Origin of the sequence: Actinoplanes sp. NPDC024001, from assembly GCF_040638955.1 — a bacterium.
Taxonomy (GTDB): Bacteria; Actinomycetota; Actinomycetes; order Mycobacteriales; family Micromonosporaceae; genus Actinoplanes.
In genome coordinates this window covers 1-11,682 of record NZ_JBEZZB010000239.1, presented here as the reverse complement: position 1 = coordinate 11,682, position 11,682 = coordinate 1, and the positions used below count along the sequence as shown (strand labels likewise).

Sequence of the window (11,682 nt, the reverse complement as noted above, 5' to 3'; positions counted from 1 at the left end):
CTCGGAGGTCGGCGCGGAGGCGGCGGCCTCGTCCCAGGGCGAGATGGCCGCGGGCCGGTGCAGGTCCGGCTCGAGGTCGGCCAGCGGCACGTAGACCCGGGCGTCCACCGCCTCGGCCAGCAGCAGCGCGGCGACCAGCGCGGTCGGCCGGTCCGCCGGGTCCTTGGCCAGGCAGCGCGAGCACAGGTCGAGCACCTCGGGGGCAAGGCCGTCGATGTGCGGCAGCGGCTCCGGGTCCGCGAAGCGCTGGGCGACGACGAGCTCGGTGTTGGTGCGCGCGCTCCACGGCAGCCGGCCGGAGAGGCAGTGGTAGATCAGCGTGCCGAGGGCGAACATGTCGGTCGCCGGGGTGGCCGGCATGCCCTCGAACCGTTCCGGGGCGATGTAGGCGGGCGTGCCCATCACCGGCCCCTCCGGGTCCGGGTCGGGCGAGCCGATCACGGCGGCGATCCCGAAGTCGAGGACCTTGGCGCCGGCCGGGGTGAGCATGATGTTGGCCGGCTTGATGTCGCGATGCACCACGTGCTCGGCGTGGGCCGCGGCGAGCGCGGCCGCCACTTCGGCGCAGACGCGTACGCCGATGCGCCAGTCCAGCCGCCCGGCGGCGAGGTGACGGCTCAGGGTCTGGCCCTCGACCAGTTCCATCACGATGTAGGGCACGTCGCGTCGCCCCGGCGCCGGTGAGGTGCCGAAGTCGTGCACCCCGGCCACGTTGGGGTGTGCCAGCCGGGCCGCCGAGCGGGCCTCCGCCCGGACCAGCTCCACGCCGACCTCGCCGAGGGTGCCCTCCACGGCCGGCGCCATGATCTTGACCGCGACCGGGCGGTCCAGGACCTGGTCGTGCCCGCGCCACACCTCCGACATGCCGCCGAGTCCGATGCGGTTCACCAGTTGATAACGCCCGCCCAGCGTCCGCATCTCGCCTCCTCCACGCTGCCGGCAAACCCCGCGAGGTCCTCCGGACCTGGCGATACCCAGGCCATCAGGGGACAAACGCGACCTCTGCCACCGGTCCCGCCGGCGGGTCGGAGACCGGACGGCCCGGAGTACCGGGATGTCCGGGTGAGAACACGGCACCGAAACGGCACCGGCATCGGCCGAATGGCCGAGGCGAACGTCAATTCCGCGCGGAATTGGCCCAAGCTTCACGAAGACGCAATCGCGCGCAGTGGCGCCGGTGGAAATGGCTGTTTCGGGAACGCTCCCAAATCCGTTTCGGAAGGCTGCCGATTCCGGCCGGAAAAAGGGTCGACCGGCCCTGGAAACGGACTTGGCGCTCACTCTGCGTGTAGGTGCGCGCCGCGTACGAGATCGTACCGAACCGGCGCCACGTGAGATCCACTTGACGACTACACAGAGTCACGGAAATCAGCATGGCGGAGCCGCTCCTTGTGGGCCCGGCCCCGCCATCGACGGTACGGCCGTTTTCCGCGCGCACCTGATGTCCCGCAAGACGTTAGGGCATGTCGATCAAGGGAGGGCGGGCGGCCCCGCCGGTCGTGATCGCGCTCTCATCGGGATCCTCCGCGACCTCGGCGAACACCGAAGTCGATCACGCTGCGCGAACCCGGTCAGGCGAGCTCGGTACGCAGGTCGTGCGCCCCGTCCGCCCGGGTCGCCTCGTAGTACAGCCGCTGCCGGCCGTCCGGCAGCGGGAGCAGGCTCAGGTACCGCAGGCCGTTCGGCGGGTACGGGCTGCCGACCGGCTCCCGGTCCTCCGCGGTGAGCTCGCCGAACGTGCCGTCCGGCAGCCGGGTGCCGCGGGCCACCCCGGTGCGCTCCTCCCAGTTCTCCGACGCGCTGGCCCGGCCGTCGTAGGCGACGGTGATCTCGTCGCCGTCGACCCGCACCGAGGAGACCCGCACGCCCCGGGCGTCCCAGCGGCCCGGGCGCCCGGCCAGGGCGGTGCGCTGCCAGGTCCAGTGCACCCCGTCCGGGCTGGTCGCGTACTCGGTGGTCATCCGGTCGGCGTCGTCCCAGGACTCGAGCGGGTGCACCGAGGCCCACAGGTGCCAGCCGTGCTCGTCGTGGTGCAGCACCGGGTCCTTGACGCCGTTGCGCTCGTCACCGGCCAGCACCGTGCGGGGCGTGGCCCCGGCCAGGCCCTCCGGGGTGCCGGCCTCGAGCAGGTCGACCCGCCAGTGCTTGGTGCCGGGGGTGGCCGCGCTGACGTAGAGCCGCCACCTCCCCTCGGGCGTGCGCACCAGCGCCGGCCGCTCCAGCGACTCGGCCCCGAAGGCGTCCTTGCCGACCTCGGCGACCACCGTGAAGGTGAGGCCGTCGGCCGAGCGGGCCACCACGTTGGCGATGCCGCGGCCGGCCCCGATCGGCAGCCGCAGGCGGTAGGCGAGATAGACGTGACCGTCCGCCAGGATGGCGCTGGGCGCACCGGACCACGCTCCGGGCTCGGTGCCCGGCGGCTCCACCACCACGGTGGAATCCTCCCAGCGCGGCAGTGGCAGGGTCGTGATTCCAGTGCTCAAGGCAGCTCCTCCGAGGTTGCGGCGACGGGGTCCGTCAAGCTTGCATCATCTATCGGGAAGGTGGGGTTTACCGGGCACCGGCGTGTCGGTCCGGGCTCAGCCAGTCGTCGTACCTCTCCCCCGTGACCTCCTGCAGCAGGGCGATGTCATCGGCGAAGTGGGGCAGCAGAACGGCCCGCTCCTGCGGTGTGGTGACCGGACGGTTGCCCCGCTTGCGGTGCAGCAGCGTGAGCAGCGGCCCGCGCGCGGCCAGGCGCAGCGGGACCGGGAACCGGTGCCCGAACTCGCCGCCGGCCCGCAGCAGTCCACGCAGGACCCGGTTGACCTGATTGTCCTCGACGTAGTGCCGGTTGACGTTCTCCCGCGGGATCGCGCTGAGCACACCGGTGCGCACACCCAGGAAGGAGCAGACCCGGTCGAGTGTCGCGGCCGGACTGTCCTTGAGGTCCCGGTAACGCAGCAGCAGCACCTGCTCGCGGGGGAAGCGCTGGTAGAGGTGCTCGAGCTGGCGGCCGTAGAGGCCGAGGCCGACGTAGTGCCAGAAGTCGGCCCAGCCCGCGTCCTGGCGCGCCCGCTCGGCCCGGCAGGCGGCGAGGAAGTCGGCCTCCGGCTCGAGGCCGGCGACCCACAGGTGGGTCCAGTTGGAGTGCGCGCGGTCGACCGGGTCACGCAGCAGGACGATCAGTTTGACGTTCGGCACCAGCGCCTTCATCCGGTCGTGCGCGGCCAGGTCGTACAGGTAGAAGGGCGTCGCCTCGCCGCGCAGCGTGCCGGGCGGCGCGGGGTCGAAGAGCGCCTCGTAGTCCTCGCGCCGCCAGACGTGCTCCTGGTAGGTCTGCACGTCGCCGGGGCCGCCGGTGGCCGGTGGCGGGCCGTCGGAGAGGAAGAACTTCGGTTCCTTCACGGACGGCAGGAAGAGCTCGGGATGACCCACCAGCGCGGCGTGCAGCGCCGTGGTGCCGGCCTTGGGGACGCCGGCGATGAGGAAATCGGGAAGTGCCATCGGTTCCCCCTCGGGTGCGAAATTAGAGTTAGCCTACAGATCTCATAGGATTTCGCACCCGAGCGCCGCTGTGGCGGACGTCTCCCATCCGGGCGAAGGGTTCAGCGGGACCCGAACAACCGCCGCCACCAGCGGCTCGCCCGCCGGAACCGGGAGCATCCGCCCGGCTCGCACAGCGCGCACTCGGTGCCCGCGCGGTAATGCTCGTGTGCCTGATGCGGATGTCCACAAACGCACAGCCCGGCCTCGGTCGTCATCGCTTCACCAACGTCGAACGGTGGAGGAGGCTACGGGCGTTCGGTGAACTCTTCCCACCCATCAACGGTAGCGACACGGGCGGTATCACCGCCAGCAACAGCACGGTCACCTGCGGACACGCATAGTTAACTTTCTGTGAACATTCGAATTCGGAAAGTGGCGGCCGAAACTTGTCGATCTTGTCCGTTTATGCGGCGATCCACTACTCATTTACACATTGGTCGGGGACTCTCCCGAGAGATCCACTGCTTTCGGCTATGTCCGCTACGCAACGTCACGATGCGGCCAAGCTCGCCGCCCAGCCAGCTGGAACTACTTGCTTCCCCATACGGAAACTGTCAGCTTTGTGGCAGCTGTGACTTGAGTCTTTCTCACGGCCTGTTGACGCTACGTAATCGTTTGCTAGGTTGTTTTCCTGAAGCGAGCGGCTGTGCGGTCCCATCTTCGGGAAATCGCAACACGAGTCGCATTGCCGCCCCCGGAAGGGACCGACATGGAGCTTTCGCACTTGAATACGAACACCGACAGTAACCGCCCGCAATCACCGACCGTGAGCGTCGTGATTCCTACGCTGAACGAAGAGCGGAACCTGCCGCACGTGTTCGCGAAGCTCCCGTCGCTGATCACCGAGGTGATCGTGGTCGATGGCGGTTCGACCGACCGCACTGTCGAGGTGGCTCGTGAGCTGCGGCCGGACGCGGTGATCGTGCAGCAGACCCGTAAGGGCAAGGGCAACGCTCTGGCGTGCGGCTTCGCGGCCTGCACCGGCGACATCATCGTGATGATCGACGCCGACGGCTCCACCGACCCGGGCGAGATCCCGCTCTTCGTCGACAAGCTGATCAACGGCGACCACTTCGTGAAGGGCTCCCGCTTCAGCCACGGCGGCCACAGCCACGACATCACCGCGCTGCGCAAGCTCGGCAACGACGGCCTCAACCTCGTGGTGAACGTGCTGTTCCGGACGCACTTCACCGACCTCTGCTACGGCTACAACGCCTTCTGGCGCAACGTCGTGCCGGCGCTGGACCTGCCGGACGTCACGCTCCCCCAGCCGGCCGACGGCAGCAAGCTGTGGGGCGACGGCTTCGAGATCGAGACGATGATCAACATCCGCGCGGTCGCGGAGAAGCTGAAGGTCGGCGAGGTCGGCAGCACCGAGCACGAGCGCATCTTCGGCGAGAGCAACCTCAACACCTTCCGTGACGGCTTCCGGGTGCTCCGCACGATCTTCAGTGAGTACGGCCGGATGCGCCGCCGCCGTGGCGCCGGCATGGCCCCGTTCGTCGACGGCCTCCAGCTGCCGACCACCCCGGCCGCTCCCGCCGCCCCGACCGTCGCCGCCCCGGTCGCGCCGACCGTCCCGCAGTTCGCCGAGTCCCGCGAGCAGACGCCGGCGGTGAGCGCTCCGGCTCCGGTCGTGGTCGCCGCCCACCCGGTCGCGCCCCGCCACCCGGCCGACCCGCGCCGCGACACCGGTCAGCTGAACCGGGCGAACCGCCCGCACGAGGTCGGCACCCGCCGCACCGACGACATCAACAAGGTGCGCACCCCCCGCCTCGACGACCTCGGCGCCGGACCGACCCGTGACCTGCGGGCGCTGCGTGCCCGGGCGCTCGACGACATCGGCAGCGGCCCCACCCAGGACATCAGCAAGCTGCGCAGCCGCGCCGCGCTCGACGACTGATCAGCGCCCCTTCCGGCCACAGGAGCACCCCCCTCGTGAACCACACCTCGCTGCCCACGACGATCGTCATTCCCACGTACTCCGAGGTGCGCTGGGCATACCTCACCCGTACCCTCGAGTGCGCCCGCGCCCAGACGCACACGCCCGAAGAGATCGTCGTGGTCGTCGACCACAACCCGGCGATGTTCGACCGGATCAAGCGCGAGCTGCCCGGTGTCACCGTGCTGCAGAACGAGTACGCCCAGGGCGTCTCGGGCAACCGCAACACCGGCGCCTTCTACGCGCGGACCCCGCTGATCGCCTTCCTGGACGACGACATCATCGCCGAGCCGGACTGGCTGGAGCGCCAGATCGAGCCGTTCGCCGACCCCGAGGTGATCGGCACCGGCGGGTTCATCCAGCCGGCCTGGGAGGGTGAGGCGCCGCGCTGGATGCCGGGTGAGTTCCTCTGGGCGGTCGGCGGGTCGTACACCGGGATGCCCACCGAGACCGCGCCGATCCGCAACGTCTGGTCGGCCAACATGATCGTGCGCCGGGACGTCTTCGTCGCCGCCGGCGGCTTCCGGGTCGGCTTCGGCAAGCTCGGCGACCGCAACCGGCCCGAGGACACCGACCTGTGCCTGCGGATGAGCGAGGTGTCCGAGAACGGTCACTGGGTGTACGTGCCGGGCGCGGTCATCCAGCACGAGGTGCCCGCCGAGCGGGCCAGCTTCAAGTTCTTCGTGAAGCGCTGCTACGCCGAGGGCCGCGGCAAGGTCCAGATGGGCAGCCTGCACGAGGAGAACAAGAACGACGCCCTGGGCGCCGAGAAGAGCTACATCTGGTCGCTGCCGAAGGCCGTGGTCCGCCACGTCGGCGCGGCCGCCACCGGCAAGGGCGCCGACCACCTGCTGCGTGCCGGTGGCGTCATCGCCGGTGCCGCCGCCGCCGGTGTGGGTGGCGTCGTCGAGACCGTCAGCAAGAAGCGCGCCGGCCGGCGCAACGAGTCGGAGGCCGCTCAGTGACCACCGTCAACGGCGCCGGGCTGCCCGGCGCTCCGAACCTGGACGACGAGAGCCGGATCCGCCCCGCGGTGGTGCTCGACCTCGACCTGTCCCAGCCGCTGCCGCCGATCGCCGGGATCGCCCCGGACGGGCGCCGGGTGCTGCAGGCCTACGTCCTGGTCCGGCTCTTCACCGAGCCGCTCGGCACGGTGCTCGTCGACGTGCCGGAGCACGGGCTCGCCCCGTACGCGCTGGCCGCGGCGATCGACACCGAGCTGGGCGAGGCGGTGAGCTCCCGGCTGGGCGGCGCCCCGGTGCCGGTGCACGGCTACGTCCCGCACGCCGAGCCCGAGTTCCTCGCCAGCCGGCGGGCGATCCTCGCCGCCGCGCCGGAGATCACCGTGGTGGTCTGCACCCGGGAGCGGCCCGGCGCGCTGGCCCGCTGCCTGGACAGCCTGTTCGCCATGCAGTACCCGGTCTTCCGGATCCTGGTGGTGGACAACGCCCCGGTCACCGACGCCACCGCCGAGGTGGTGCGCGCGGCGGCCCGCCGGGGCCCGGTGGAGTACCTGCGCGAGCCGAAGGCCGGCCTGTCGTTCGCCCGCAACGCGGCGGTCGCCGCGACCCAGGGGCAGATCGTGGCCTGGATCGACGACGACGAGCGCGCCGACCCGTACTGGCTGGCCGAGGTGGCCCGGGCGCTGGCGATGTACCCGGAGGCCGACGTGGTCTCCGGCGTGATCGTCCCGGCCGAGCTGGAGACCAAGGCCCAGCTGTGGTTCGAGCAGTTCGGCGGGCACAGCAAGGGCCGCGGGTTCCGGCCGGACACGTTCGGCCCGCACACCGCGCACATCCAGAGCCCGCTCTACCCGCTGCCGCCGTTCGGCACCGGCGCGAACATGACGTTCCGCCCCGGCGTGATGGAGCGGATCGGCGGCTGGGACAACGCGCTCGGCGCCGGCACCCCGGCGATGGGCTCGGAGGACACGCTCGCCTTCACCCAGGTGCTGCTCACCGGCGGGACGATCGTGTACCAGCCGACCGCGGTGACCCACCACTACCACCGGGCCGACTTCGAGGGCCTGCACAAGCAGATGGTCGGGTACGGCACCGGGCTCACCGCCGCGTACACCAGCCTGCTGATGAACCAGCCGGGCCTGATCTTCAAGCTGATGGCGCTGGCGCCGACCGCGCTGCGCGATCTGACCGGTTCCGACAGCCTGCGGGTCTCCACACTTCAGGACGACTTTCCGCGCGAGCTTCTTTCGGCCAACCGGCGAGGGATGATTGCCGGGCCACGTGCGTACCTGCGGGGCCGCCGTGCCGCCCGGGCCAAGCTGCGGGGAACCGCTCGCTGATCTTGACGGCGTACCATGGGGCTTGCTCGCGACCCGCATCCGCGCAGGTGGCGGACATGTGAGCAAGCCCCGCTCATCGGGTGCGCCGCCCGCCGCCCGGCATCCTCGGTGAGGGAGGCGGGCGCCCGACGGTGGACGCCCTCGCCTCGTTGACCTTTCGACCGAAGAAGCTGTGGAGGCTGTTTCATGGGGGACCAGCCGACGTCCGACCGCAAACGGGCGCCGGAGGAAGCGACCGCGAAGGCCGCGGAGCCGCGACCCGACGAGACCGTCGTGCTCACCCGGATCCCACCGGACACGAGCGACGGGGCCGGCACGGCGCGTGACAAACCGCCCGCTTCGCCGGTCAAGGCCGCGGCCGCCGCGGCCAAGGCCACCGAACCTCCCCCACCGGCCAAGGCCGAACAGCCCGCCAAGCCCGAGCAGCCCGCCAAGGCCGAACAGCCCGCGAAGGCCGGGCCACCCGCCAGGCCCGCACCGGCCAGCGACGAGACCGTCGTCATCCGGCTCCCCGCGGAGACCGCGAAGCCGCCGGCGGAGACGCCGAAGAAGCCGGATCCTGACGACACCGTCATGATGAAGCTGCCGCCGGCGGAGAAGCCGGCGAAACCGGCCACGCCGGCGAAACCGGCCACGCCCGCGAAACCGGCCACCCCGGCGAAACCGGCCGCGGACGACACGATCGTGATCGGCAAGGTCGCCGGCGAAGCCAATCCGGCCGGCAAGCCCGCCCGCAAGAAGCCGGTCGGCGACGACACGGTGATCATCCGCCTGCCCGGCGCCAAGGACACCACGCGCAAGAAGCCGGTCGGCGACGACACGGTGATCATCCGGCTGCCGGGCACGAGCAAACCGAAACCCCCCTCGGGTACGCCGAACCGCAAGCGGCCGGGCACCGACGACACGGTCATCATCCGGCTGCCGCAGGCGCCGAAGAAGCCGAAGGCCGCCGGGCGGGCCACGGTCGACCGGCGTTCGGTCGGTGACGAGACCGTCGTCATCCGGGTGCCCAGCGCCCCGAAACCGGAGCCGAAACCGACCGGTCCCCTCGACCTGGGCTACGCCCCCTGGGTGCTCGCCCTCTCCAGCCTGGGCGTGGTGCTGGTCGCCCTGGCGTACGGCGGCGGCCGCCACGAGTCCTCCTGGGCGATGACCGCCTACTGGATCGGTCAGATCATCGTCTTCACCCCGGTGGTGTTCCGGCTGCTCAGCCGCCTAGCCGGGGTCGCCGAGTCGTTCCTGCTGGTGATGGGCCTGGCGGCCAACCAGTACATGCTCAAGTGGATGTACAGCCCGGACCAGTTCCGGTTCCCCGACGAGTTGCAGCACTGGATGGCCACCACGCTGATCACCGAGTCCGGTGATCTGTTCCGGCCCAACCAGGCGCTGCCTCCGGCCGTGCACTTCCCCGGCCTGGCCGAGATGGGCGCCGCGGTCTCCCAGCTCACCGGCCTGTCGGTGACCGCGGCCGGCACCATCGTGGCCGGCGTGGCCCACCTGATCTTCGTCGGCATCCTGTTCGCCGCCGTGCTGCGCGGCAGCAACTCCCCGGCGATGGCCGGCGTGGCCTGTGTGACCTACGCGACGGCCATGCACTACCTGTTCTTCAACTCGATGTTCCTGTACCAGACGGCCGCCCTGCCGTTCTTCATGCTGACCGTCTGGGCACACCGGCGCTGGCGCACCGGCGGCGGGCCGAAGTTCATCGGGATCGCCGTGGCCGGCATCGCGATGACCACGGTCAGCCACCACGTCACCGCGTTCGCGCTGGTCGCCACGCTGGGCCTGCTCGCGGTCACCGAGGTGCTGCTGGAGAAGCCGCGGCCCTGGGCCACGCTGACCCTGCCGGCGGTGGCGGCCGCCGTGGTCGCCGCCTGGATCGGGTTCGTGGCGCAGGACGTCATCGCCTATCTCGAGGCGCCGATCGACAGCCTGCGGGCCTCGCTGAACCAGATGTTCGGCGGTGGCGATCCGGGCGAGGCCACGGTCACCCCGCCGGTGCCGCTGGTGCAGCTCGCGGTGCAGGGCGCCGGCCTGCTCGGCCTGCTGATCCTCTTCCTCGCGGTGGCCCGGGACATGCTGCTGCGCAAGGACCGCGACGCCTGGCGGTGGGCCGCCCTGGTCGGTGGCGGGGTGTTCTTCGCCGGCAACGGTGCCCGGTTCCTCGGCTCCGGTGGCCCGGAGATCGCCGGCCGGCTCTCCACCTTCACCTACGTGCCGATGTCGATCATCGCGGCGATCGCGATCGTCTACGCCGTGCAGCTGATCCCGCCGAAGGACGAGAACGGCCGCCGCTGGCTCTCCGCCCCGCCGCCCGGCCTGTCGGTGACCACCGGCCGGCGGCTCGCCGGTCAGGTCTACCTCGGCACGGCGCTGATCACCGTGCTGATGATCGGGGCCCGGACCGGTGGCTGGCCGCCGGTCTCCGCCCTGCTGCCGGGGCCGTACCTGCCGGCCGCCTACGAGCGGTCGGTGGACGCCTTCGGGGTGGACGCGGCCCGCTGGCAGGCCGAGACGCTGCCGCACGGCACCCGGGTGGGCGGCGACATCACCGCGGTGGCGCTCTCCTCGACGTACGGGCGGATGGACCCGGTCCGCGAGGTCGGCGAGCTGTTCTACGCCGAGCGGTGGGGCGCCGAGCAGGACGACCGTGCCGCCGGGCTGGGCCTGGCGTACCTGGTCGTCGACGAGCGGCTCGGCGACGACCTGCCGCCGAACGACGCCTACTTCCAGAACGACCCGATGGCCGGGCGGCTCACCGAGCCGATCCCGGACGCCGAGCTGGCCAAGTTCGACAAGGTCGGCGGGATCTCCCGGCTCTACGACAACGGCCACGTCCGGATCTACCAGATCGGAGCCTCGTGAACACGGCCCGCGCCGGTGCCCTCGCCGGACTGACCGTCGCTTCCGGCGCCGCGGTGCTGGCCGGCCCGCTGGTGCTCTCCGTGCCCGGCGGTCTGCTGCTCGCCTTCGTGCTGCCCGGGTTCGCGCTGGCCGAGGCGATCTTCCGGCCCGGCCGCCGGGACGTCGGCGTGGTCGAGCGGATCATCCTGGTCCCGGCGCTGAGCCTGGCCGTGCTGGTGCTCGGCGGGCTCGGCCTGTGGGGCATCGGCGGCTCGCTCAACCAGGCGGGCTGGCTGTCGATCGCGGCCGCGGTCACCCTGATCGCCACCGGTGTCGCGGTGACCCGGGCCCGGATCGCGCCGGAGGCCGAGACCGCGGAACCGGCCACCACCCGGATCTCCACCGCGGCGGGCGTCACGCCGCAGGCCGGCAGCGGCCCGGCGTGGCTGCCGAGGATCTCCCGCCGCCGGCTGGTCCGTGACGTGCTGCCGCTGACCCTGGCGGTCGGTCTGCTCGCCGGGATCGGCTGGTGGTCGTTCGCCGACTCGCAGCGCACCTACGACACCACGGTCACCACCCTGTCGGCCGCCCCGCCCGGACCGGTCGACCCGGACGGCAACCGGTCGGTGCAGCTCACCGCCACCGGGCTGGCGGACACCGGCGGACCGTACCGGCTGGTGCTCAGCGACACCTCCGGCGACGAGCTCAGCGAGCACAGGCTCACCCCGGACACGGACGGCGACTGGAGCGGCCGGGTCAGTGTCCCGGGTGCCCAGCGCGTCACCGTCAACCTGTTCCGGGCGAGCGAGGACGCCGCGTTCCGTACCGTCATCATCGCGGCCGCGCAGTAGGCCGGCCGCCGCCGACGTTGCTTCCCCGGCCACCGCTGGTGGCCGGTTATCGATGACCGCCGACCGTTTCGGAGAATCTCGAATGGCCGACGCGCCACCCGCACCACCGTCCGACGACCGGCCTCGACGGGGGCGTGCCTGGCTGGCCGCGGCCGGAGCCGTGGTGCTCGCGGCCGGCGTGGCCGTCGCCACCCGTCTCGGCGGCGAGAACGAGA

Annotated in this window: 8 protein-coding genes; 5 read left to right on the top strand and 3 right to left on the bottom strand. The window is 71.6% G+C overall.

Annotated elements, in window-relative coordinates; translation table 11 throughout:
• The 3 genes from AB0F81_RS47385 to AB0F81_RS47375 form a co-directional block, all read right to left on the bottom strand.
• Positions 1–918, bottom strand: a 918-nt coding sequence (locus AB0F81_RS47385) for a serine/threonine-protein kinase (RefSeq protein ID WP_360210334.1), incomplete at its 3' end; no start/stop codon positions are given.
• 653 nt (positions 919–1,571) lie between these two features.
• The gene (locus AB0F81_RS47380) at positions 1,572–2,483 is read right to left on the bottom strand and encodes a hypothetical protein (protein WP_360210332.1); all 912 of its coding nucleotides are present in this window, start codon (positions 2,481–2,483) and stop codon (positions 1,572–1,574) included.
• A 67-nt stretch (positions 2,484–2,550) separates the two neighbouring features.
• Positions 2,551–3,486 (bottom strand): sulfotransferase, encoded by a 936-nt coding sequence (locus AB0F81_RS47375; RefSeq protein ID WP_360210330.1) that lies wholly within the window; start codon positions 3,484–3,486, stop codon positions 2,551–2,553.
• Between the two features lie 817 nt (positions 3,487–4,303).
• Between AB0F81_RS47375 and AB0F81_RS47370 the strand changes: the two genes are divergently transcribed.
• The 5 genes from AB0F81_RS47370 (at position 4,304) to AB0F81_RS47350 (ending at position 11,467) form a co-directional block, all read left to right on the top strand.
• Positions 4,304–5,431 (top strand): glycosyltransferase family 2 protein, encoded by a 1,128-nt coding sequence (locus AB0F81_RS47370; protein WP_360210328.1) that lies wholly within the window; start codon positions 4,304–4,306, stop codon positions 5,429–5,431.
• Positions 5,432–5,466: 35 nt separating this feature from the next.
• Positions 5,467–6,435 carry a glycosyltransferase family 2 protein gene (locus tag AB0F81_RS47365; protein WP_360210326.1) on the top strand — a complete coding sequence of 323 codons (969 nt, stop codon included), beginning with the start codon at positions 5,467–5,469 and terminating at the stop codon, positions 6,433–6,435.
• Positions 6,432–7,772, top strand: coding sequence for a glycosyltransferase (locus AB0F81_RS47360; protein WP_360210324.1), 1,341 nt, complete (start codon positions 6,432–6,434; stop codon positions 7,770–7,772). Before AB0F81_RS47365 ends, AB0F81_RS47360 begins: the two co-directional genes overlap by 4 nt.
• A 186-nt stretch (positions 7,773–7,958) precedes the next feature.
• On the top strand, positions 7,959–10,637 hold the full coding sequence (locus AB0F81_RS47355; protein ID WP_360210322.1) for a hypothetical protein: 2,679 nt from the start codon (positions 7,959–7,961) through the stop codon (positions 10,635–10,637).
• Positions 10,634–11,467: a DUF1616 domain-containing protein gene (locus AB0F81_RS47350; protein WP_360210320.1), complete on the top strand. Its 834-nt coding sequence runs from the start codon at positions 10,634–10,636 to the stop codon at positions 11,465–11,467. Before AB0F81_RS47355 ends, AB0F81_RS47350 begins: the two co-directional genes overlap by 4 nt.
• Positions 11,468–11,682 lie beyond the last annotated feature (215 nt).